This is a genomic window from Saccharothrix syringae, from assembly GCF_009498035.1.
Taxonomy (GTDB): Bacteria; Actinomycetota; Actinomycetes; order Mycobacteriales; family Pseudonocardiaceae; genus Actinosynnema; species Actinosynnema syringae.
This window is the reverse complement of the sequence record NZ_CP034550.1, coordinates 5,677,163-5,701,313: the sequence shown is the minus strand read 5'-3', so window position 1 is coordinate 5,701,313 and position 24,151 is coordinate 5,677,163. Positions and strand designations below refer to the sequence as shown.

Here is a 24,151-nt window from a genome sequence, read left to right as displayed (position 1 = left end):
ACGCGGCACCTGAGGTTTCCTAGGGGTTGTCGCCCCCGCGGCATGCAATAGCCTTCTCGCCAGGGCCCGCGGACCGATGTCCCGGGTTCCGGATTCGACGTTTCGAGGAGCGGCGATCGCATGGCGAAGAGTGTCATTCACCAGTTTTTCGAATCGGGAGCAAAAGGAGACGTCGACGGCGCCTGGGCCTGCTTCGCCGACGACGCGGTGTGGCTCGCCTCGGAAGGCCCCGAGCCGGGCCGGACCTACACCAAGACCGAGATCCGCGACCTGCTGGTCCAGCTGGACGAGATGGCGCGGACCGTGCGCGCCCAGGGCATGGACGGCGTTTTCGAGGAACCCGTCTTCCTCACCGACCCCGACAAGGCGGTCGTGGAGTGGTCGCTGCGCAAGGCGGACGGCGAGGTCGTGGACCGCGGCATCGACCTGTTCACCCTCCGCGACGGGAAGATCCTCGTCAAAGACGTGTTCCGCAAAGCCTGAGCCGTTCGAGGGAGAGGTGCCCCCCGTGGTCGACGTCGAACCTGCCGGCTCCGAGATCACCGAGCCGATCAACTACCCCCTGGACGAGGACGGCCCGCCCAGGCTGAACCCGGTCTACGCCGAGCTGCGCAGGACCAGGCCGGTGTGCCGGGCCCGGATGCCCTACGGCGAGGAAGCCTGGTTCACCACCAGGCACTCGGACTTCAAGTTCGTCATGGGCGACCCCCGGTTCAGCCGGGCGATGGCGCACGCGAGCGACGAACCCCGCGTGTTCGTGGAGATGCCCGACATCGGCATCATGCGGATGGACCACCCCGAGCACGCCCGCCTGCGCAAGGTCGTGGCCCGCGGCTTCACCGAGCGGCGGGTGGCCCAGTGGAAACCGCGGATCCAGGAGATCTGCGACGGGCTGCTCGACGCCATGGAGGACGCCGGCCCGCCCGCGAACCTGGTGACCGCGTTCGGCACCCCGCTGCCCGCCACCGTGATCGCCATGATCCTCGGCGTCCCGGTCGAGGACCGGCCGCTGTTCACCGAGTGGTCCAAGGCCATGATCGCCACCACCTCCATGCCGGTGGAGCAGATCCAGGACTACCTGGCCAAGCAGCACGCGTACGTCGCGGAGATGGTCAGGGACCGGATCAAGAACCCGCGCGAGGACATGATCAGCGACCTCGCCGCCGCCTACGAGGCCGACGACGACATCACCGAGGAGGAGATCGTCGGGCTCGGCATGTTCCTGCTCGCCACCGGCCACGGCAGCACGGCCAACCAGATCTCCTACGGCACCTACGTGCTGATGTCCTTCCCCGAGCAGTACGACAAGATCGTCAGGAACCCGGAGCTGGCCAGGACCGCGGTGGACGAGCTGCTGCGCTACGCCTACAACGACGAGGCGGCCATCTTCTCCCGCTACGCCAAGGAGGACGTCGAGATCAGCGGCACCCTGGTCCGCGCGGGCGAGCCCGTGCTGCCCTCCCGGGTCGCCGCGAACTACGACGACGAGGTCTTCGACGACCCCGAGCGGCTCGACATCACCCGCTCGCCCAACCCGCACGTCACCTTCGGGTACGGCACCCACTTCTGCCCCGGCGCCGGCCTGGCCCGGACCCAGATGCGGATCGCCTTCGAGACCCTGTTCCGCCGCTTCCCCACGCTCCGGGCCGCCGTGCCGCTGGACTCGCTGGAGTGGAAGGGCGGCTACCTGGCCCGGTCCTTCGACGAGTTCCCGGTGACCTGGTAGGTCCCGCCCGCCCGCGCGCCCGGCCTGCCACCAGGCCGGGCGCGCTGCGCGCGCACCGCCCCGACGGACCGGCCCCGACGGATCGGCCCCGCCCCTGCCCGGGCACCCGCCTACAGCAGCGCCGTGCGGGCCCACGCGGCCACCTGCGCCCGCGACTGGAGCTCCAGACCCGCCCGCAGGCGCGCCAGCTGACCCGCGACCGTCCGCGCCGACACCCCGATCCGGTTGGCGATCTGGGAGTTGGTCAACCCCTCCGCCACCAGCAGGGCGATCGTGCGCTGCCGCGCCGAGAACATCGAGCCCGCGGGCTGGTCCGGCCCGGCGGACAGCCACGCACCGCCCAGGGCGTGGTCGCGGACCTGCTCCACCGAGAGGCGGCGCGCCACCACGTCGACCGCCTTGACCAGGGCCAGGTCGTGCCGGGCCGGGGCCCGCCCCACCACCTCGTCGACCCGCTTGTCCAGCGGCGACCGGTCCAGACCGGGCACGCGCTCCCGCAGCGCGCGGGCCGACGCGGCCAGCCGCAGGCCGCGGTCGGCGTCACCGCGGCGCAGCGCCACCGCGGCCAGCCTGGCCACGCCGCGGTGCAGGACCGCGGCCACCGGCGGCGACCGGCGCACGGCCGCGACGGCGTGCTCCTCGGCCACGTCCAGCTCCTCCCAGGCCAGGGCGACGTCCGCCGCCGTGCACAGCGCCCCGGTGGCCGTGAGCGGGTCCACCTCGTCCACCACGGCCAGGGCCCGCCCGACGAGCGCGGCCGCCTCGGTCGGGGACCGCGCCAGCAGCCTGGTGACCGCCAGCTCCGTCAGGCAGTGCGCCACACCGGCCGGCTGCCCGTGCGACTCCGCCAGCTCCAGGGCCGACTCGCCGCGGGCCGCGGCGCCGCCCAGGTCGTCGCGGTCGCGCAGGCACGTCGCCAGCACCAGCAGCGCCTGGGCGCGCACCGCGGCGTCCTCGCCCGACTCCGCCCGCGCCGCCGGCGACACCGCCTGCGTCGCCAGCGAGACCGCCTCGTTGAGGTTGCCCGCCACCCGCTTGGCCACGGCCATCTCCGCCAGCAGCAGCGCGCGCACCCGCGGCGGCGCCGAGCCGCGCAGCGCGTCGTTGGCCACGTGGTCGGCCCGCGGGCTGGTGCCCAGCACCTGGCGGGTCCGCGCCAGGGCCACCGCCAGCACCGCCGTGCGCGGGTCGTGCCGCAGGGCGGTCCACTCCGCCGCGCCCAGCACGCACCCGTGCAGGCCCGCCAGCCACCGGACCACCGGGTAGGGCGTCACCACGGCGCCGAACACCGGCTGGACCCGTTCCACCAGCCACGCCACCAGCCGGTCCCAGGTCTGCTCCAGCTCACCCGCCTCCTCCAGCAGCTCCATCGCGTACCGCCGCACGGGGGTGAGCTGGCGCAGCGGCAGGTCGTCCGCGGTGCCCCCGCCCGCGACGAGCAGCGACTTGGCCTGCAGCCGCGACAGCACGTCCAGGGTGCCGTGCCGCTCGGCGGGACCGCCCTCGCAGACCGCCGCGGCGCTGTCGAGGTCGAAACGACCCGAGAGCACCGACAGCCTGCGGAACGCGGCCAGCTCGTCCGGGTCGAGCGCGCGGGTGCTCACCTCGAACGCGGCGCGGAACCCGCTGTGCCGCCGACCGGCCGTGCGGCTGCCCACGGTCAGCACCCGGCTGGGGCTGTGCAGCCGGGCGAGCAGGTCGACGGCGGGCAGGATGCCGACCCGGCGCGCGGCCAGCTCGATCAGCAGCGGCAGGCCGGCGACCTCCCGGCACAGCGCGGCCACGGCCCGGCCGTTGCCGTCGTTGAGCGCGAACTCCGGGTGGTAGGCCGAGGCGCGCTCCACGAACAGCTGGACCGCGTCGGCGCGCAGCAGCGCCCGCTGGTCGGTGTCGTCACCGGGCCCCGGCAGCGACAGCGGACCGAGGGACACCACCAGCTCGCCCGGCACCCGCAGCGACTCCCGGCACGCCACGAGCACGCGCAGCGGCGGCGCCGCCGCGAGCAGCCGGCGCACCAGGGCCGCGCACTCGTCGACCACGGCGTCGCCGTCGTCGAGCACCAGCAGGCAGTGGCCCCGCCGCGCGGCCAGCTCGGCGGCCAGGGCCTCCTCGTCGGCGCCCGGGCACCCCGCCGCGCGCGCCACCTCGGCCAGCACGTCCGCCGCGCCGGCGGCCGGGTCGAGGTGCGCCCAGTGCACGCCGCCCGGGTGTGAGCGCACCTCCAGCTCCGCGAACCGCGCGGCCAGCCTGCTCTTGCCCACGCCCGGCGGGCCGACCAGGGTCACCAGCGGCCGGTGCACGAGGGTGCGCAGGTGCCGCAGCTCCGCGGCCCTGCCGACGAACCCGTCCAGGTGCACGGGCAGCGACGGGGCGGGGCGCGCCCCGAGGGGCACCGGGTGCGGCGGTGCCCGGCGCTCGGCCAGCCGCCTGCGGTAGGCGCGTTGCCGGCAGGCGGCCGAGCAGTACCGGGGCACGGCGCCCGCCCTGGCGGCCGTACCCGGTCCCGCGGCGAAGCGGGTGGAGCACACGACGCAGTACACCGCGGGTTGCGACACGTGGGACCGGTCTCCTTCCGGTGGTGGCGATCAGCGGTTCACAACCCCGGCACCGAGCCCCACGCGGAGGTGCCGCGGTAGCCCGGCCCGCTGCGGGCACCCGCGCCGGGGCGGCGGACGGGCACGGCCGCCTCGGGGTGGTTCACCGCGACCCAGGCGGCCAGCTGGGCGCGCGAGTGGATGCCCAGCTTCGTGTAGACCCGCTTGAGGTGCGAGGAGACCGTGCTCTCCGCGATGTGCAGGCGCGCGGCGATCTGCCGGGTGCCCATCCCCTCGGCGGCGAGCATCGCCACCTCGTGCTCGCGGCCGGTCAGCTCCGAGGAGGCGGGGCGCCGGGGCACGGCCGTCCGGTCGAGCACCGCCGCCACCAGCTGCGGCAGGGCCGCCTCGCCCGTCACGACGACCTCGGGCAGCTCCACGTCGCGCAGCTGCGCCACCGCGGCGCCCCGGGCCTCCGCCAGCATCCGCAGCCACCACGGGGCGACCGGGGTGCGCCCGCGGGCGCGCAGGGCGGCGGTGGCCGTGAGCAGGGTCAGGCACTCGCGCGGGTGGCCGCGGCGCAGCTCCACCAGGGCCAGCCCCTCGATCGGGTACAGCACGGTCGGGTCGCCGGCCGGCATCCGCGCGACGGAGGTCAGCAGCCGCTCCTCGGCGGCGTCGATCTCGCTCATGTCCTGCGCGAGCACGCCCGCGACGAACATGTGGATCGCGAACTGGCGCGGCTCCTCGTGCTCGATCAGCAGCACGGAGGTGGCCGCCATGACCCGCGCGGCCTCGGCGTGCTCGCCCACGCCCATCAGCACCCAGGCGCGCAGCCGCGAGCACACCACGAAGGTGAGGTGGTCGTCGATGTCGCGGACCAGCCGCATCGACTCGTCCATGCACCGCAGGCCGCTCCACAGGTCGTCGGCGAGCACGTGGGCGCCCGCCAGCGTGTTGAGCGCCCGGATCAGCGCGAGGGTGCCGCCGCTCGCGCGCGCGGTCAGCACCGCCCGGCGGGCGGCCCGGACCAGGTCGGCCCCGCCGAGCTCCCCGGCGCCGAAGGCGAAGATCCACAGGCCGTGGGTGAGCAGGTCGCCGCGGTGCCGGGACGCGGCGTCGCGGGTCAGCGCCCGGTCGAGCAGCCGCCTGCTCTCCTCCAGCCGGTCCTGCTGGGCGCGCAGGCAGGCCAGCACCACCGCGAGCAGGTCGTGCCGGCTGTCGTCACGGGCGTGCGCCCAGGTCCACTCGACCGCGAGGTCGAGGTAGGGCAGCCGGTCGGCGAACCAGCGCCGCTCCCGCTCCGGCAGGTGGTAGCTGCCGCCCAGCACCTCGGCGTGCCGCCACAGCCACGACACCAGCCCGCGGTGCGTCGCCGCCGTCTCGCCCGCCGCGTTGAGCAGCGCCCGGCTGTGGGCCGAACCGGCCCTGCTCAGCCGGAACCGGCGCTGCTCGCCGTCGCCGGGGGCGCGCTCGACCAGGCCCTGCTGGTGCAGCGCCGACAGCACCTCGAACGCGGAGTCCGCGCCCAGGTCGTCACCGGAGCTGACCACCGCGGCCGCCTGGAGGTCGAACGCGCCGGTGAAGATCGAGACCCGCCGGTAGACCTCCTGCTCGTGCGGGGTGAGCGAGTCGTACACCGCGTCGCGGGCGTCCCGGTCCCCGCGGGCGGACCGGTCGCGGTCCTTCGCCCCGGGCTGCCCGGGGAGCGGCGGTGGGGCGTTCCCGGCGCCCCGGTCGCGACTGGCCGTGAGCGGACCGGCGTCGGCGGACGGTCGAGTTTTCTCAGGAAGACACAGGTCACGAGCCCGGCTCAGTGGGTCGTCCATGAGGTCCGTGGTCCATTCAGGTCGTCTTGCTGGGCGGCGTCCCGCTGGCGGCCCCGGACGTGGGACCGCCTCGTCCGCGGCGGAGGTGCGGACCGCCCGCGGGCGCGGGGCGGTCCGGGTGGGCGTGCGCGGTGGCTCTCGGGGGTCACGACCGCGCCGGTCTCGTGCGCAGGCCCTCCAGCACGAGGTCGAGGAGCCGGTTGGCCTGCTCGGCGCCCTCGCGGGAGCGCTCGACGGACGAGGCGATCGCGTGGCACAGCAGCAGCAGGTCGGTCAGCGCGAGGTCGGGGCGGATGCCGCCGTCGAGCTGGGCGCGGGCCAGCAGGGGCCGCGCGGTCACCCGCAGCGCCTCGTGGCAGGCGTGGAACAGCTCGGAGGTGGAGGTCTTCTCCCGCGCCACCAGCGCGGTCGCCAACCCCCTGCGCATGGTGAGGTCGATCAGCTGGCGCAGCCACGAGGTGAGCGCGTGCAGCGGGTCGTCGGTCGCCAGCAGCTCCTCGCCCTGCGCGCACACCTTGTTGATCCGCTCGGCGAACACCGCGCGCATCAGCGCCTCGCGGGTCGGGAAGTGCCGGTACAGCGTCCCGGAACCCACCCCGGCGCGCTTGGCGATCTCGTCGAACGAGGCATCGGTGCCGTGTTCGGTGAACGCCAGGTCGGCGGCCTCGACGAGCCGGTCGTAGTTGCGGCGCGCGTCCGACCGGGTCGGTCGATCCGGCAACGCCAGCGGCAAGGTGTTCCCCTTCGACACGGGCACCCCTCCTGGTTGCAAAGCGGCGAGTACTCCCCGTATGGTACCGAGGTCAGACCGGAGAGGCTTCTCCGCTTTTTGCCCGCGGGGCCTCCTAGGAGCGACGCTCCACCTCGAAGGGGACGACCGACATGTCCGAAAGCACGGCACGGCCGGGCTCGGCGACGGACCCGGGATCGCGCAACCGCACCCTGATCCTGACCCTCATCCTGGCCGTACAGTTGATGATCGCCATCGACATCACGGTCATGAACATGGCACTGCCCAGGATCCAGCAGGACCTGGGCTTCAGCCCGGCCGGCCTGTCCTGGGTGCTCAACGCCTACACCCTGGCGTACGGCGGCCTGCTGCTGCTCGGCGGTCGGATGGGCGACATCCTCGGGCACCGCAAGGCGCTGGTCATCGGCGTGGCGCTGTTCACCGCGGCGTCCCTGCTCGGCGGTCTGGCGCAGTCGTCCTGGTGGCTCCTGGCGGCCCGCGCGGTCCAGGGCATCGGCGGTGCGCTGGCGGCCCCGAGCACCCTGGCGATCGTGGTCACCACCTTCCGCGAGGAGTCGGCGCGCAACCGCGCCCTCGGCATCTTCGTGATGGCCTCCGGCCTGGGCACCGCGGGCGGCCTGCTGCTGGGCGGCCTGCTCACCGACGCGGCCTCCTGGCGCTGGGTGCTGCTGATCAACGTCCCCTTCGGACTCGTGGTCGCCCTGCTCGCGCCGAGGTTCATCCCCGCCTCGCAGGTCCAGCGCGGTCGCTTCGACGTCGGCGGCGCGCTCACCGCGACCCTGGGCACCACGGCCGTGGTGTACGGCTTCGTCAACGCGGCGGAACGCGGGTGGTCCGAGGCGCTGACCATCACCGCCTTCGCGGTCGGCGTGCTGCTGCTGGCGGTGTTCGTCGCCATCGAGGCCAGGCACCGGCAGCCCATCCTCAAGCTGGGGCTGTTCGCCCACCGGGACCGCAGCGGCGGGTTCCTGGTGTTCATCTGCTCCGGCGCCGCCATGTTCGGCATGTTCTTCCTGCTCACCCAGTTCGTCCAGGAAGTCCTCGCGCTCAGCCCGTTCGGCGCGGGCCTGGCGTTCCTGCCCATGGCGGTGCTGATGTTCATCGTGCCCGCCCAGGTCACGCCCAGGCTGGTCACCGCCGTGGGCGCCAAGCCGACCATGCTGACGGGCCTGGCGATGATCACCGCGGGCATGGCGTGGCTGACCGCGGTGTCCGCCGGTTCCAGCTACGCCGGCGCCATCCTCGGACCGATGCTCCTGTTCGGCGCGGGCGTCGGCCTGCTCAACCCGCCCCTCACCGGCACCATCCTGGCCAGCGTGCCCCCGCAGGACTCCGGCGCCGCCTCCGGCGTCCTCCAGGCCGTCGGCATGATCGGCGGCTCGGTGGGGACGGCCATCCTGGTCACCATCTTCGGCACCAGCATCCGCAACGCGACCCCGCCGCCGGGGCTCGACGAGGCGACCCGCGCGAGCACCGTCCTGGCCGACGCGGTCGCGGCGGCCTGCGTGGGCGGCGCGCTGTTCGCCGCGGCGGGCTTCCTGCTCGTGCTGCTGGTGATCAGGTCCACCAAGCGCACCGCGCCCGCGGGCGACCCCGCCCCCGCCACGTCCTGACCGCCCGACCGGGGCACCGGCCGTCCCACCCCCCCAGCGGCTCGTGCCCTCCCGCGGCGTGGGCGGGCGACTCGCCCACGCCACCGCGGGGGACCTGCCCGCACTCCCCAGTGGCGGGCAGGTCCTCTTCCACCGCGGCCGGAGGAGCCTGGCTCCTCCGGCCGCGGCGCACGTCGCGGTGGAGCCGGACGCGTCCGCGGGGGTTGTGGTCGGTTGAGGTGCGTGGCCGGTGGAGCGCCGGCGGGCCCGGCGCGGGACGCCGGACCCGCGCCGGGCCCACCGGCGTCAGAGCGGGACGTTGCCGTGGCCGCCGTGCCGGCGCGGCGCACGGGCCCGCAGGTCCGCGAACGCGGCGGCGATCCGGTGGCGCGTGCGCTCCGGCGCCACGACCTCGTCGATCAGCCCGAGGGCGAGGCCGCGCTCCGCACCGCCCGCCCGGGCGACCTGCTCGGCCACCAGGCGCGCCCGCAGCGCGGCGCGGTCGGCCTCCGGGGTGGCGGCGAGGAGCTTGCGGTGCAGGACCTCCACGGCCGACTCCGCGCCCATCACCGCGACCTCCGCGTCCGGCCAGGCGAACACCGCGCCCGCGCCGAGCGCCCGGGAGTTCATCGCGATGTACGCCCCGCCGTACGCCTTGCGGGTGACCAGCGTGACCCGCGGGACGCGGGCCTCGGCCATCGCGTAGAGCAGCTTCGCGCCGCGGCGCACGACACCGCCCCACTCCTGCGCGGCGCCGGGCAGGTAGCCCGGCACGTCGACCACCACCAGCAGGGGGATGCCGAAGTCGTCGCACATCCGCACGAACCGCGCCGCCTTCTCCGCCGAGGGCGAGTCCAGGCAGCCGCCCTTGCGCAGCGGGTTGTTGGCCACCACGCCCACCGTGCCGCCGCCCACCCGGCCCAGCGACGTCACCACGTTCGGCGCCCACCTGCCGTGCAGCTCCACCACCGTGCCCGGGTCGACCAGGGCCGCCACCAGCGGGCGCACGTCGTAGGCGCGCCGCGGTGACGCGGGCAGCAGCGCGCGCGGGTCGACACCGCCCCCGCCCACCTCGTCGGGCCGGACGACGCCCGTGCGGGCGAGCAGCAGGGCCAGCGAGCGGGCGGTGCGCAGGGCCTCGGCCTCGGACGCCGCGGCGATGTGCGCGACCCCCGAGCGCCTGCTGTGGGCCTCCGGGCCGCCGAGCGCGAGCATGTCCACCTCTTCGCCCGTCACGCTGCGCACCACGTCCGGGCCGGTGATGAACACGCGCGCGGCGGGCGCCATGACCACCACGTCGGTCAGCGCGGGACCGTAGGCGGCGCCGCCGGCGGCGGGCCCGAGCACGACCGAGATCTGCGGCACGCGCCCGGACGCGGCCACCATCGAGGCGAAGATCCCGCCGATGCCGTGCATCGCCTCGATGCCGTCGGACAGCTTCGCCCCCGCGGAGTGCCAGAGGCCGATCACCGGCACGCCCTCGGCGTTGGCCACGTCGACCGCCCTCGCGATGCGGACGCACTCCGCGATGCCCAGCGCACCGCCCTTGCGGGTGGCGTCGGTGCAGAACGCGACCACCGGCAGGCCGTCGACGGTGCCGCGCGCCGCGGTGACGGCCGTGCCGTCCGGGTCGTGCAGCACGGCCGGCGAGCCCGGGTCCAGCAGGGCGGACAGGCGCAGCAGGGGGTCGCGCGCGTCGGGCTGGGCGGGGGCGGCCGGGGCCGCCCGCACCGGGGACGAGGACGCTGTGGACACGGTGGCTCCCGGGGTCTAGGCGCTGGCGGTCGGCAGGTCTTTCGGCCCGGAACCCGGTGGCAGATATACCACCCGGCACGCCGGAAAACGGCGAATCCGGGGTGTCCCGCCGCGCAAAAACGTGCCACCGCGGTTCTGGGCGATCAACCCCTAACAAGCCATGCATCAACATCTTCGCTGCTCAGCGCCTCGGCGGTGACTATCGAGGTTACCTAGGGGTTGTCGGTGGCCCCGCCCTGAATAGTGTGCTGGACAAGGTGCGCGTCAATTTCTTCTGGGGGCGGGATGATTGTGGCGAGGGCCGCTGTGCTGCGCGGGCGCGGAACCGCGTTCGAAATCGAGGGCATCGCGGTCGGTGAACCGCGCCCGCACGAGGTGCTGGTCCGCGTGGTGGCGGTCGGCGTGTGCCACACGGACCTGCTGGTGCGCGACGGCGTGCTGCCGCCGCCCGTCCCGGTGGTCCTCGGGCACGAGGGCAGCGGGGTCGTGGCCGCCGTCGGCGACGCGGTCACCGGCCTCGCCGTCGGCGACCGCGTCGTCCTGTCGCCGTCGAGCTGCGGCCGGTGCGCCAACTGCCGCGGCGGCCACCCGATGAACTGCGCCACCTGGGGACCGCTCAACCTGCGCGGCCGCCGACCCGACGGCAGCACCGCCTACCGCGACGCGGCGGGCCAAGAGCTCAACGGCCACTTCTTCGGCCAGTCCTCCTTCGCGGAGCACGTCGTCGTCCACGAGCGCAACGTCGTCCCGGTCGGCGACCGCGACGTCCCCCTGGACCTGCTGGGCCCGCTGGGCTGCGGCGTGCAGACCGGCGCCGGCGCGGTGCTCGAAGTCCTGCGGCCCTCGGCCGGCTCCAGCCTGCTCGTCCTCGGCGCGGGCGCGGTCGGCCTGTCGGCGGTCATGGCCGCCCGCGTCGCCGGCTGCACCACCGTCGTGGTCAGCGACCCCAACGAGGAGCGGCTGGCCCTGGCCGAGCACCTCGGTGCCACGCACGTGCACCCGGCCCCCGACGACCTGGCCACCCGGGTCGTCGCCGCGACCGGCGGCGGTGTCGACGCCGCGGTGGACGCCGTGGGGCTGCCCGCCACCACCCGGACCGCCCTCGACGCCGTGCGGGCCGGCGGGACCGCCGTGGTCGCGGGCTCGGCCGGCGCCGGGCGCGAGGTCGCGGTGAACATGACCCAGCTCATGACGCGCACCCTGCGCGGCGTGATCGAGGGCGACTGCGTGCCGGCCCTGCTCATCCCCAGGCTGCTCGACCTCCACCTCGCCGGCCGGTTCCCGTTCGACGAACTGGTGCGCCGCTACGCCTTCGACGAGATCAACAAGGCCGTCGAGGACTCCGAAGCCGGGCGCACCGTCAAACCGGTCCTCGTCTTCTGACCCGACTACCCCGGACGGACTGGAAGGTGCAGGTTGTGCTGAGGGACGAGAGCTTCCCCATCGCGGTCGTCGGGCTGGCCTGCCGGTTCCCCGGCGCCCCCGACCCGGTCCGGTTCTGGGAACTGCTGCACCGCGGCGGGCACTCGATCACCGCGACCCCCGCCGACCGGTGGGCCCCCGCCGCGCTCGGCATCCCCGGCCGGGGCGCCTTCCTCGACGCGGTGGCCGACTTCGACCCCGACTTCTTCGGCATCTCCCCGCGCGAGGCGGCGGCGATGGACCCCCAGCAGCGCCTCGTGCTGGAGCTGGGGTGGGAGGCGCTGGAGGACGCCGGGCACCGCCCCGACGCACCGCGCGACCGCCGCACCGGCGTCTTCCTCGGCGTCAGCGCCGACGACTACGCCAAGCTCTCCCACGGCACCGAACCCGGCCACCACACCATGACCGGCGCCCAGCGCGGCCTCATCGCCAACCGCCTGTCCTACGTGCTCGGCCTGCGCGGGCCGAGCATCACCGTCGACACCGCCCAGTCCTCCTCCCTGGTCGCCCTGCACCTGGCCTGCGAGAGCCTGCGCAACGGCGAGTCCGCGACCGCCCTCGCCGGCGGCGTCAACCTGCACCTCACCCCCGAGGGCGTCGTGGCCGCGGCGCGCTGGGGCGGCCTGTCGCCCAACGGGCGCTGCGCCACCTTCGACGAACGGGCCGACGGCTACGTCCCCGGTGAGGGCGGCGGGCTCGTCGTGCTCAAACCCCTGGACCGCGCGCTCGCCGACGGCGACCGCGTGCACGCCGTCATCCGCGGCTCCGCGGTCAACAACGACGGCGGCGGGCGCACCCTCACCACCCCCGACGCGGACGCCCAGCGCGACGTCCTGCGGGCGGCGTGCGACCGCGCCGGCATCGACCCCGGCGCCATCTCCTACGTGGAACTGCACGGCACCGGCACGAAAGCCGGCGACCCCGTCGAGGCCGCCGCCCTCGGCACCGTGATCGGCTCCCGGCGCCCCGGGGGCGCACCCCTGGCCGTGGGCTCGGTCAAGACCAACATCGGGCACCTCAGCGGCGCCGCGGGCATCGCCGGGTTCATCAAGGCGGTGCTGTGCCTGCGCCACGGCCGGCTCGTACCCAGCCTCAACTTCACCACGCCCAACCCGCGCATCCCGCTCGCGCGCCTCAACCTCGCCGTGCAGACCGAGTCGGCCGACTGGACCGACGACGGCCCGCGCACCGCCGGGGTCAGCTCCTTCGGCATGGGCGGCACCAACGCCCACGTGGTGCTGACCGCACCACCGGCCACCCCTCCCACCGGGCACGCCGAACCGCCCACCCGCGTCCCGCTGGTGCTGTCGGCCAAGTCCGGGCCCGCCCTGCGGGCCCAGGCGGACCGGCTGCGAACCCTCCTCGACTCCACCGCGGTCTCCCCGGCCGACGTGGGGCACTCCCTGCTGTCGCGTTCGGTGTTCGAGCACCGGGCCGTGGTGGTGGGTGGCGGTCGTGAGGAGCTGGTGTCGGGCCTGGCGGCGTTGGCGGGTCGTGTGCCGGCGGGGAACGTGGTGTCGGGTTCGGTGGTGTCCGGTGGGCTCGGTGTGCTGTTTTCGGGTCAGGGTGCGCAGTGGGTGGGGATGGGCCGTGGGTTGTATGCGGCTTTTCCTGTCTTCGCCGAGGCGTTTGACGAGGTGTGCGCGGCGTTCGGTGATGGTTTGCGTGGGGTGGTGTTCGACGGTGCGGAGGACTTGGATGACACCGGTTGGGCGCAGCCCGGGTTGTTCGCTGTTGAGGTGGCGCTGTTTCGGCTGCTGACCTCCTGGGGTGTGTCGCCTGGGGTGTTGGCGGGTCATTCGATTGGTGAGTTGGCGGCTGCGCATGTCGCGGGTGTCTGGTCGCTGGGCGATGCGGTGCGGGTGGTCGCCGCGCGTGGTCGGTTGATGGCGGCGTTACCGGCTGGTGGGGCGATGGTGGCGGTGCAGGCCACGGAGGACGAGGTCACTGGTCGGGGTGTTGACATCGCGGCGGTCAATGGTCCGGATTCGGTGGTCTTGTCTGGGGATGAGCAGCAAGTCTTGAGGGTGGCTGCCGAGTTCGCCGCCCTGGGACGTCGTACCAAGCGGCTGCGGGTCAGTCATGCCTTTCACTCGGTCCTGATGGAACCCATGCTCGACGAGTACCGGGCGGTGCTGGAGCAGGTTTCCTATCAGGGTCCGAGCCTGCCGTTGGTGTCGACGGTAACCGGTGCCCTGGCGACGGACGAGGTGTGCGATCCGGGGTATTGGGTCGGGCAGGTGCGTGGCACGGTGCGGTTCCACGACGCGGTCCAGGCCATGACGGGCGTGGGCACGTTCGTGGAGGTCGGTCCGGATGCGGTGCTGTCGGGGTCGGTTGAGGGGTGCGTGCCGCTCCAACGCCGTGACCGTGATCAGGTCCAGTCGCTGGCAAGCGGGTTGGCCGGGCTTCACGTGCGGGGCGTGGCGGTGGACTGGGAGGCGTGGTTCGCCGGTACCGGTGCGCGCGTGGTCGACCTGCCCACCTACCCCTTCCAGCGCCAGACCTACTGGCTCGACGACACCACTCGACGCACCCACGTGCCACCGCGACCGCGGAAGACGGCCGAGGAGGCACCCACCGGCCGGAGCGACCTCGGCGCGGTGGTCCGCGCGAGCGTGGCCGCCACCCTCGGCCGAGACCAGGCCGCCGACGTCGACACCGGGCGCACCTTCAAGGAACTCGGCTTCGACTCCCAGATGGCGGTCGAACTCGGGCAGCGCCTGTCCGAGGCGACGGGACTCCGGATCACCGGTTCCGCCGTGTACGACCACCCCACTCCCGCGCTCCTGGCGGCCCACCTGCTCGACCAGGTCGCCGGCGAGGACCGCCGGGACACCCGACCCCGCACACCGCCGGTCGACGAGCCCGTCGCCATCGTGGGGATGGCGTGCCGGCTGCCCGGCGGTGTGCGGTCCCCTGAAGGGCTCTGGCGCCTGCTCCTCGCGGGCGACGAGGCCATCACGCCGTTCCCCGAGGGGCGCGGTTGGGACAACGCGGCGCTGTACGACCCGGACCCGGAGCACTGGGGGACCAGTTACACCCGCGCGGGCGGGTTCCTGGACGACGTGGCGGGGTTCGACCCGGAGTTCTTCGGGATCTCGCCGCGCGAGGCGCTGGCGATGGACCCGCAGCAGCGCCTGCTGCTCCAGACGTCGTGGGAGCTGTTCGAACGGGCGGGTGTCGACGCCCTGTCCCTGAAGGGCACCCGGACCGGTGTCTACATCGGCGCCACCCCGAGCGACTACGGGCCCCGCGCGGCGCAGGCCCCGGACGGCTTCGCCGGGTACCTGCTCACCGGTACCACCCCGAGCGTCATGTCAGGTCGGATCGCTTACACGTTCGGGTTCGAGGGTCCGGCGGTGACGGTGGACACGGCGTGTTCGTCGTCGTTGGTGGCGTTGCACCTGGCGGTGCGGGCGTTGCGGTCCGGCGAGTGCGAACTGGCGCTGGCGGGCGGCGTGACCGTGATGGCCACACCCGGCATGTTCCTGGAGTTCAGCCGTCAGCGCGGGTTGGCGCCGGATGGTCGGTGCAAGGCGTTCTCGGCTTCTGCGGACGGGACCGGGTGGTCCGAGGGCGTCGGGATGCTGCTGGTGGAGCGGTTGTCGGACGCGCGGCGCAACGGTCATCGGGTGTTGGCGGTGGTGCGGGGTTCGGCGGTGAACCAGGACGGTGCGTCGAATGGTTTGACGGCGCCGAACGGTCCGTCGCAGCAGCGGGTGATCCGGCAGGCATTGGCCGATGCGGGTCTTTCGGCGTCTGACGTGGACGTTGTGGAGGCGCACGGGACCGGGACCCGGTTGGGTGATCCGATTGAGGCGCAGGCGTTGTTGGCGACCTACGGGCAGGGGCGGGACCGGCCGTTGTGGTTGGGGTCGTTGAAGTCGAACATCGGTCATGCGCAGGCGGCTGCGGGTGTGGCCGGTGTGATCAAGATGGTTATGGCGCTGCGGGAAGGGCTGTTGCCCAAGACCCTGCACGTCGATGAGCCCACACCGGAGGCCGATTGGTCCTCCGGCGCGGTGGAGCTGTTGACCGAGGCTCGGCCGTGGCCTGCGGGCGACCGCGTGCGCCGGGCGGGGGTGTCGTCGTTCGGGATCAGCGGCACCAACGCCCACGTGATCCTCGAACAGGCCGACGAGCCGGTGGCAGAGGAATCGGTCACGTCCGTCGACCTGCCGGTGGTGCCGTGGGTGCTGTCGGCCAAGACCCCGGAGGCACTGCGCGCCCGAGTGGATGAACTGCTGTCCGGCATGGGCGGAACACGACCGGTCGACGTGGGTCTTTCCCTGCTGTCGCGTTCGGTGTTCGAGCACCGGGCCGTGGTGGTGGGTGGTGGTCGTGGGGAGTTGGTGTCGGGTTCGGTGGTGCCCGGTGGGCTCGGTGTGCTGTTTTCGGGCCAGGGTGCGCAGTGGGTGGGGATGGGCCGTGGGCTGTATGCGGCTTTCCCTGTCTTCGCCGAGGCGTTCGACGAGGTGTGTGCCGCGTTTGGTGATGGTTTGCGTGAGGTGGTGTTCGAGGGCGCGGAGGATCTGGATGACACCGGTTGGGCGCAGCCGGGTTTGTTCGCTGTTGAAGTGGCGCTGTTTCGGCTGCTGACCTCCTGGGGCGTGTCGCCTGCGGTGTTGGCGGGGCATTCGATCGGTGAGTTGGCGGCTGCGCATGTGGCGGGTGTGTGGTCGTTGGACGATGCGGTGCGGGTGGTTGCCGCTCGTGGTCGGTTGATGGCGGCGTTGCCTGTTGGTGGGGCGATGGTGGCGGTGCAGGCCACCGAGGAGGAAGTCACTGGCTGGGGTGTTGACATCGCGGCGGTCAACGGGCCCGATTCAGTGGTCTTGTCGGGTGATGAGCAGCAAGTCCTGGCGGTGGCGGCGGAGTTTGCCGCCTTGGGTCGTCGCACCAAGCGGCTGCGGGTCAGTCATGCCTTTCACTCGGTCTTGATGGAACCCATGCTCGACGAGTACCGGGCGGTGCTGGAACAGGTTTCCTATCAGGCTCCGAACCTGCCGCTGATCTCGACGGTGACCGGGGCCGTGGTGTCGGACGAGGTGTGCGATCCGGCGTACTGGATCGGACAGGTCCGCAGCACGGTGCGGTTTCACGACGCGGTCCAGGCGATGACGGGCGTGCGCACGTTCCTGGAAGTCGGTCCGGGTGGCGCGTTGGCGGGGTTGGTCGAGCACGGTGTGCCGGTCCTGCGTCGGGGTCGTGACGAGGTGGAGTCGGCCGTCACGGCACTGGCCCACCTGCACGTGCGCGGTGTGGGGGTCGAGTGGCAGGCCCTCTTCGCCGGCACGGGTGCGCGCGTGGTCGACCTGCCCACCTACCCCTTCCAGAACCAGCGGTACTGGCTCGACGCCGGCCCGGGGACCGATGCCGCCGCCGTCGGGCTCGCGGACGTGGACCACCCGGTGCTGGGCGCCGAAGTCGACCTCGCGGACGACGACCGGGTGGTCCTCACCGGCAGGTTGTCCACGGCGGACCACCCCTGGGTGGCCGACCACGTCGTGCTCGACGCGGTGCTGCTGCCGGGTACCGCCTTCGTCGAGCTGGCCGTTCGGGCGGCCGACCGCGTGGGGTGCCGCGGCATCGCGGAGCTGACCCTCCGGGAACCACTCGTGCTGGTGGCCGGGGAAGCGGTCCAGGTGCAGGTTGTGGTCGGGGCGCCGGACGCGGCGGGGCGGCGGGACATCGGCGTCCACTCGCGCCCGGACCCGGGCGGCGAGGCGGACCCGGTGCCGTGGGTGCGGCACGCGGTCGGCCTGCTCGTGCCGGACGAGGTCGAGGTCTCGCCGGCCGTGCCGTGGCCGCCCTCCGGCGCGGAGCCGGTCGACCTCGCCGACGCCTACGCCCGGCTCGCCGGGCGGGGGTTCGCCTACGGTCCCGCGTTCCGGAACCTGCGCGCCGCCTGGCGCCGCGGCGACGACGTGTTCGCGGAGGTCGCCCTGGCCGACGAGCAGGCCGTCGACGCCGCCGCGTTCGGCTTGCACCCCGCGCTGCTCGACGCCGCCCTGCACGCGGTGGTCCTGGCGGCGGACTCGCCGAGGCTGCCCTTCTCCTGGAGCGGGGTGTCCCTGCACGCCACGGGCGCCACGTCCCTGCGCGTGCGGCTCACCCGCTCCGGCCCCGGCACCACGGCCCTCGTCGCCACCGACCCGGCGGGCCGGCCGGTCGTCACCGTCACCGAGCTGGCCTGGCGCGACGTGACGCCCGACCGGTTGGCCGCCGGCACCCGGCGGCACGAGTCCCTGTTCACCGTGGCCTGGACGGAACCGCCGGTGCCGGCCGCCACCGGCACCGGGCGCTGGGTCCGCCTCGGCCGGGACGTGCCGGGGTTGCCGGAGCTGCGCGTGGAGGTCGCCGGCGGTGCCCCCGTCCCCCGGGCCGTGGTCGCCCTCTTCGACGGGGGCGGGCCGGTGGTCGACGCCGCGCACCGCGCCGCGGTCGCCGCGCTCGCCCTGGTCCAGGACTGGGTGGCCGACGACGTGCTCGCCGAGGCGACCCTGGTCGTCGTCACCACCACCGACTTGGGCGCCTCCACCGTGCACGGGCTCGTCCGCACCGCCCAGGCCGAGCACCCCGGCCGGGTGGTCCTCGTCGAGGCGGCCACCGACGTGGACGACACCGCGCTCGCCTCCGCGCTGGCCACCGGCGAACCGCAGCTGCGCGTGCGGGACGGGAAGACCACCGCGCCCCGCCTCGCACGCGTGCCCGCCCGGGCCGACCGCGCGGCGGTCCGCTTCGACCCCGAGCGCACCGTGCTGGTGACCGGGGCGTTCGGCCGCCTCGGCGCACTCGTCGCCCGCAGGCTGGTGACCGGGCACGGCGTCCGGCACCTGCTGCTGCTCGGCAGGCGCGGCCCGGCCACCACCGGTGCGACCGCCCTCGTCGCGGAGCTGACCGCCCTCGGCGCGACCTGCCGGGTCGAGGCGTGCGACGCCGCCGACCGGGAAACCCTGGCGGCCGTCCTCGCCGCCGTTCCCGCGGACCACCCGCTGCAGGGCGTGGTCCACGCGGCGGGGGTGCTCGACGACGGCGTGGTGACCGCGCTGACCCCGGAGCGGGTGGCGGGCGTGCTGCGGCCCAAGGTCGACGCCGCCTGGCACCTGCATGAGCTGACCCGCGGCGCCGACCTCACGGCGTTCGTGCTGTTCTCGTCGATCTCGGGCCTGGTCGGCGCCGCCGGACAGGGCAACTACGCCGCCGCCAACACCTTCCTCGACGCCCTCGCCGAGCACCGCGCCGGGCTCGGCCTGCCCGCGCAGTCACTGGCCTGGGGGTTGTGGGACCGCGAGGGCGGCATGGCCGGGAACCTCGGCGACACCGACCTCACCCGCATGGCGCGGGCCGGGGTGGGCGTCCTGCCGGTCCGCCAGGGCCTGGACCTCTTCGACGCCGCACTCGCCCACGGTGGTGCGCTCCTGGCGCCGCTGCGGCTGGACACCGCCGCCGTGCGCCGGCGCGGCGAGGGCGTCCCGGCCCTGCTGCGCGGCCTGGTGCGCGCACCCGCCCGCCCGGTGGCCGCCCGCGCGGCGGACGACGACAACCCCCTGGAGCGCCTGCTGGCCGGCGTGCCGGGGGAGGAGCGCGAACGGGTCCTGCTGGACCTCGTGCGCACCGAGGCCGCCGCCGTGCTGGGCCTGCCGTCCCCCGACCGGATCGACCGGGACCTGCCGTTCAAGGACGTCGGCTTCGACTCGCTGGCGTCGGTGGAGCTGCGCAACCGCCTGGTCGCGACCACCGGCCTGCGGCTGCCCACGACCCTGCTGTTCGACCACCCGACCCCGGCGCACGTGGTGGCGCTCCTCCTCGCGGACACCGCGGTCGCACCCGACGTCGCCGCACCGGCGGCGGTGGCGGACGACCCCGTGGTGGTCGTGGGCATGGCGTGTCGCTACCCGGGTGGCGTGGCTTCGCCGGAGGAGCTGTGGCGACTGGTGGTCGACGGCGTCGACGGCATCACCGGGTTCCCCACCGACCGGGGCTGGGACCTGGCCGTCCTCTACGACCCCGACCCCGACCGGCCCGGCACCTCCTACACCCGCGAAGGCGGGTTCCTGCACGAGGCGGCCGGGTTCGACGCGGCGTTCTTCGGGATCTCGCCGCGCGAGGCGCTGGCGATGGACCCCCAGCAGCGGCTGCTGCTGGAAACCTCCTGGGAGGCGCTGGAACACGCCGGCGCGGACCCGCGTGCCCTGAAGGGCAGCCGCACCGGCGTGTTCGCCGGGACCATGTACCACGACTACGCGCCTCCGCTGTCCCGGATGCCCAGCGAGCTGGAAGGCGTCTTCCTCACCGGCAACACCGGGAGCGTGCTGTCGGGTCGGGTTGCTTACACGTTCGGGTTCGAGGGTCCGGCGGTGACGGTGGACACGGCGTGTTCGTCGTCGTTGGTGGCGTTGCACCTGGCGGGGCAGTCGTTGCGGTCCGGCGAGTGCGACCTCGCCCTGGCCGGTGGTGTGACGGTGATGTCCACGCCCGGCACCTTCGTCGAGTTCAGCCGTCAGCGCGGGTTGGCATCGGATGGTCGGTGCAAGGCGTTCTCGGCGTCCGCGGACGGGACCGGGTGGTCCGAGGGCGTCGGCGTCCTCGTCCTGGAGCGGTTGTCGGATGCGCGGCGCAATGGTCGTCGGGTGTTGGCGGTGGTGCGGGGTTCGGCGGTGAACCAGGATGGTGCGTCGAATGGTTTGACGGCGCCGAATGGTCCGTCGCAGCAGCGGGTGATCCGGCAGGCGTTGGCGAACGCCGGTTTGTCGCCGTCCGATGTGGATGTCGTGGAGGCGCACGGTACGGGGACCCGGTTGGGTGATCCGATCGAGGCTCAGGCGTTGTTGGCGACCTATGGGCAGGGGCGGGACCGGCCGTTGTGGTTGGGGTCGTTGAAGTCGAACATCGGCCATGCGCAGGCCGCCGCCGGCGTGGGTGGCGTGATCAAAATGATTATGGCGTTGCGCGAGGGTGTTTTGCCGAAGACGTTGCACGCCGAGGAGCGCACGCCGGAGGTGGACTGGTCTGCGGGTGCGGTGGAGTTGTTGACCGAGGCGCGGCCGTGGCCCGTGGGCGGCCGCGTGCGCCGGGCGGGGGTGTCGTCGTTCGGGATCAGCGGCACCAACGCCCACGTCATCCTCGAACAGGCCGATGTGGACGGTGAGGTCGTTCCGGGTCGGGTTGGGTCGCCGGTTGTGCCGTGGGTGTTGTCGGCGAGGACTCCGGAGGCGTTGAGGGCCCAGGCGGCCCGTCTGTTGCCCGTGGTGGTCGACAGGTCGCCGGTCGATGTTGGTTTTTCGTTGTTGTCGCGTTCGGTGTTCGAGTACCGGGCCGTGGTGGTGGGTGGTGCCGGGGCTTTGGCGGCGGTGGCTGCGGGTGAGCAGCCTGTTGCGGCGCCGGGTCCCGGTGGTGGTGTGGTGTTCGTGTTCCCGGGGCAGGGGGCGCAGTGGGTGGGTATGGCGGTGGGCCTGCTGGAGTCTTCGGGGGTGTTCGCTCGGCGGCTGGGTGAGTGCGCGGCGGTGTTGGACCCGTTGACGGGTTGGTCGTTGTTGGATGCGGTGCGGTCGGGGACTGGCTTTGACCGGGTTGATGTGGTGCAGCCGGTGCTGTTCGCGGTGATGGTGTCGTTGGCCGAGGTGTGGCGCTGGCTGGGGGTGGTGCCGTCGGCTGTGGTGGGGCATTCGCAGGGGGAGATTGCGGCGGCGTGTGTGGCGGGTGCGTTGTCGTTGGAGGATGCGGCGCGGGTGGTGGTGTTGCGCAGTCGCGCTATCCGGGCGTTGAGCGGGGCCGGGGGGATGCTGTCGGTGCCGTTGCCCGAGGAGCGGGTGGTGCCGTTGTTGGGTGTGGGTGTGTCGGTGGCGGCGGTCAATGGCCCGTCTTCGACGGTGGTTTCCGGTGACGCCGACGCGGTGCGTGCCTTGCGTGACGAACTGGTGGCCGCCGACGTGCGCGCGCGGTTGATCGCGGTGGACTATGCCTCGCACTCGGCGCACGTGGAGGCGATCGAGTCGGAGTTGGCGGAGGTGTTGGCCGGGATCGAGCCGCGCGAGGCCGAGATTCCGCTGTATTCGACGGTTGAGGGCGAGCCGGTCGGTGCCGCGCTGATGGACGCGGGTTACTGGTATCGGAATCTGCGGCGGACGGTGCGGTTCGAGGAAGGTGTGCGGGCGGCGTTGGCGGATGGGCATCGGGTGTTCGTGGAGGTGAGTCCGCATCCGGTGTTGGTGGTGGGGATGCAGGAGACCTTCGACGCCGTCGGGGTCGAGGCGGTGGCGGTGGGCACGCTCAAGCGCGACGAGGGTGGCCTGGATCGGGTGTTGCAGTCGGCGGGGGAGGTGTTCTGCCACGGCGTGGACGTCGACTGGCGGTCGGTGTTCACCGACACCGGTGCCCGTGTCGTCGACCTGCCCACCTACCCGTTCGAGCACACCCGCTACTGGGTCGAACTCCCAGCCGAGGCGCCGACCCCGGCCGACCCCGCGGAAGCCGACTTCTGGCGGGACGTCACCGACGACGACGTCGACGCGGTCGCGGACCGGCTGGGCGTGGCCCCGGACGAACCGCTGAACGCGGTGCTGCCCGCCCTCGCCGCCTGGCGGGCGGCGAGGCGCGACGACGCCGTCGTGGACGGCTGGCGCTACCGCGTCACGTGGGTCCCGCTGCCCGGTCGGGCGATCGCCCGGTCCGCGCCGTCCCCGGCCTGGCTGGTGGTGCTGGGCGGGACCGGCGCGGCCGCGGGGGTCCTCGACCTGCTCGTCGCGCGGGGGCTGGACGTCCGCGGGCTCGTGCCGGTGGCGACCGGCGAGGAGCGGGACGTCGTCGCGCGCCGCGTCGCCGAGGCGGTCGCGGGCTCGGAGGTGACGGGTGTGCTGTCGCTGCTGGCCCTCGACGACTCGCGCCACCCCGGCCACCCGGAGCTGCCCGTGGCGGCCCCGGCCACCCTGACCCTGGTCCAGGCACTGGGCGACGCGGGCGTCACCGCGCCGCTGTGGTGCCTGACCCGCGGTGCGGTCGACGTCGGCGACGACCCGGTCGTGCCCGACCAGGCCGCGGTGTGGGGCGTGGCCAGGGTGGCCGCCCTGGAGCACCCCGACCGGTGGGGCGGGGTGGTCGACCTGCCGGCGGCCCTGGTCGACCCGGCCGTGGACCGGGTGCTGGGCGTGCTGGCCGGGGAACGCGACGAGGACCAGGTGGCGGTGCGGGGCGCGGACGCGTTCGGGCGCAGGCTCAGCCGTGCCCCCCGGACCCGGGCCGCGCGGCCGTGGACACCCGACGGCACCGTCCTGATCACCGGTGGCACCGGGTCCATCGGCTCCCGGATGGCCCGCTGGGCCGCCGCTTCCGGGGCGGGGCACGTGGTGCTGCTCAGCCGGCGCGGGCCGGGCGACCCGGGCGCGGCCGGGCTGGCGGCCGAGGTCCGGGACCTCGGCGCGCGGGTGACGGTGGTGGCGTGCGACGTCGCCGACCGCACCGCCCTGGGCGGGGTGCTCGCCGGGCTCCGCGCCGGGGGCGAGCGGGTGGGAGCGGTGCTGCACGCCGCGGGCGCGGTGGACTACCGCCCCCTGGCCGACACCTCCGTCGCGGACTTCGCCGACGCGCTGCGCACCAAGGTCGAGGGCGCGCGGAACCTGCACGACCTGCTGGAGGACGACACCGCGCCGCTGGTGCTGTTCTCGTCGATCGCGGGCACCTGGGGCAGCGGCGACCAGACCGCCTACTCGGCCGCGAACTCCTACCTGGACGCCCTCGCCGCGCACCGCCGCCGCGCCGGGTTGGCGGGCACGTCGATCGCCTGGGGTTCGTGGGGCGCGGGCGGGATGCTGGCCGCCGACGTCGCCGACCGGCTCGACCGCGGCGGCGTGCTCCCCATGGACCCGGACCTCGCGGTGCGGGCCATGGCCGCGGCCGTGGCCGACGGCGAGACCGCCCTGACCGTCGCGGCGGTGGACTGGGCGCGGTTCCACCCGGCGTTCGCCTACCACCGGCCCAGCCCGCTGCTGTCGGACCTGCCCGAGGTCCGCGCGCTGCCCGCCGACGACGAGCCCGTTGCCGGGCACGGCCCGTCGCTGGCGGAGACCCTGGCGCCGCTGCACCCCGACGAGCGGGCCAAGGCGCTGCTCGACCTGGTGCGCGGCCAGGTCGCCGCCGTGCTCGGGCACGCCTCGCCGCACGAGGTCGGCACCGACCGCGCCTTCCGCGAGATCGGGTTCGACTCGCTCACCGCGGTCGAGCTGCGCAACCGGCTCCGGGTGGTCACCGGCCTCCCGCTGCCCGCGGGGGTCGTCTTCGACTTCCCCACCCCGGCGAAGCTCGCCGCCCACCTCGGCGCCCTGCTGCTGCCCGGCGAGGACCCGGGGGACCCCGGCGACCGCGCCCTGCGCGAACTGCTCGCCGCGATCCCCGTGGCCCGGCTCCGCGCGGCCGGCCTCGTCCCGGCGCTGCGCGCCCTGGCCGAGGACACCGCTCCGGCGGACCCCGACGACGACCCGGCCATCGACGAGATGGACGTCGACGAGCTGATCCGGATGGCGTCCCGCGATGCCTGACCAGAC

At 74.2% G+C, this 24,151-nt stretch carries 9 protein-coding genes; 5 read left to right on the top strand and 4 right to left on the bottom strand.

From position 1 onward, the window contains the following. The first annotated feature begins 120 nt into the window (after positions 1-120). Positions 121-483 carry a nuclear transport factor 2 family protein gene (locus EKG83_RS24545; protein WP_033432441.1) on the top strand — a complete coding sequence of 121 codons (363 nt, stop codon included), beginning with the start codon at positions 121-123 and terminating at the stop codon, positions 481-483. Between the two features lie 25 nt (positions 484-508). Next, positions 509-1,726 (top strand): cytochrome P450, encoded by a 1,218-nt coding sequence (locus EKG83_RS24540; RefSeq protein ID WP_051766252.1) that lies wholly within the window; start codon positions 509-511, stop codon positions 1,724-1,726. Positions 1,727-1,836: 110 nt separating this feature from the next. On the opposite strand, the gene EKG83_RS24535 is transcribed toward EKG83_RS24540, so the two are convergent. From EKG83_RS24535 to EKG83_RS24525, 3 genes are all read right to left on the bottom strand, one after another. Continuing rightward, positions 1,837-4,281: an ATP-binding protein gene (locus EKG83_RS24535; RefSeq protein ID WP_033432442.1), complete on the bottom strand. Its 2,445-nt coding sequence runs from the start codon at positions 4,279-4,281 to the stop codon at positions 1,837-1,839. 38 nt (positions 4,282-4,319) lie between these two features. Continuing rightward, a complete protein-coding gene (locus tag EKG83_RS24530) occupies positions 4,320-5,900 on the bottom strand; it encodes a helix-turn-helix domain-containing protein (protein WP_033432443.1) in 1,581 nt (526 codons plus the stop codon). 334 nt (positions 5,901-6,234) lie between these two features. Continuing rightward, entirely contained in the window at positions 6,235-6,840 is a 606-nt protein-coding gene (locus EKG83_RS24525; protein ID WP_063741378.1) for a TetR/AcrR family transcriptional regulator, read from the bottom strand. Between the two features lie 131 nt (positions 6,841-6,971). On the opposite strand from EKG83_RS24525, the gene EKG83_RS24520 reads away from it, so the two are divergent. Next, positions 6,972-8,453: an MFS transporter gene (locus EKG83_RS24520; protein ID WP_063741374.1), complete on the top strand. Its 1,482-nt coding sequence runs from the start codon at positions 6,972-6,974 to the stop codon at positions 8,451-8,453. Positions 8,454-8,738: 285 nt separating this feature from the next. Here the strand turns inward: EKG83_RS24520 and EKG83_RS24515 are convergent, their stop codons facing one another. Then, positions 8,739-10,187 carry an acyl-CoA carboxylase subunit beta gene (locus EKG83_RS24515; RefSeq protein ID WP_248782400.1) on the bottom strand — a complete coding sequence of 483 codons (1,449 nt, stop codon included), beginning with the start codon at positions 10,185-10,187 and terminating at the stop codon, positions 8,739-8,741. Between the two features lie 285 nt (positions 10,188-10,472). On the opposite strand from EKG83_RS24515, the gene EKG83_RS24510 reads away from it, so the two are divergent. Continuing rightward, positions 10,473-11,570 carry an NAD(P)-dependent alcohol dehydrogenase gene (locus tag EKG83_RS24510; protein WP_033432445.1) on the top strand — a complete coding sequence of 366 codons (1,098 nt, stop codon included), beginning with the start codon at positions 10,473-10,475 and terminating at the stop codon, positions 11,568-11,570. A 35-nt stretch (positions 11,571-11,605) separates the two neighbouring features. Next, a complete protein-coding gene (locus tag EKG83_RS24505) occupies positions 11,606-24,145 on the top strand; it encodes a type I polyketide synthase (protein ID WP_228122185.1) in 12,540 nt (4,179 codons plus the stop codon). Positions 24,146-24,151: the final 6 nt, after the last annotated feature.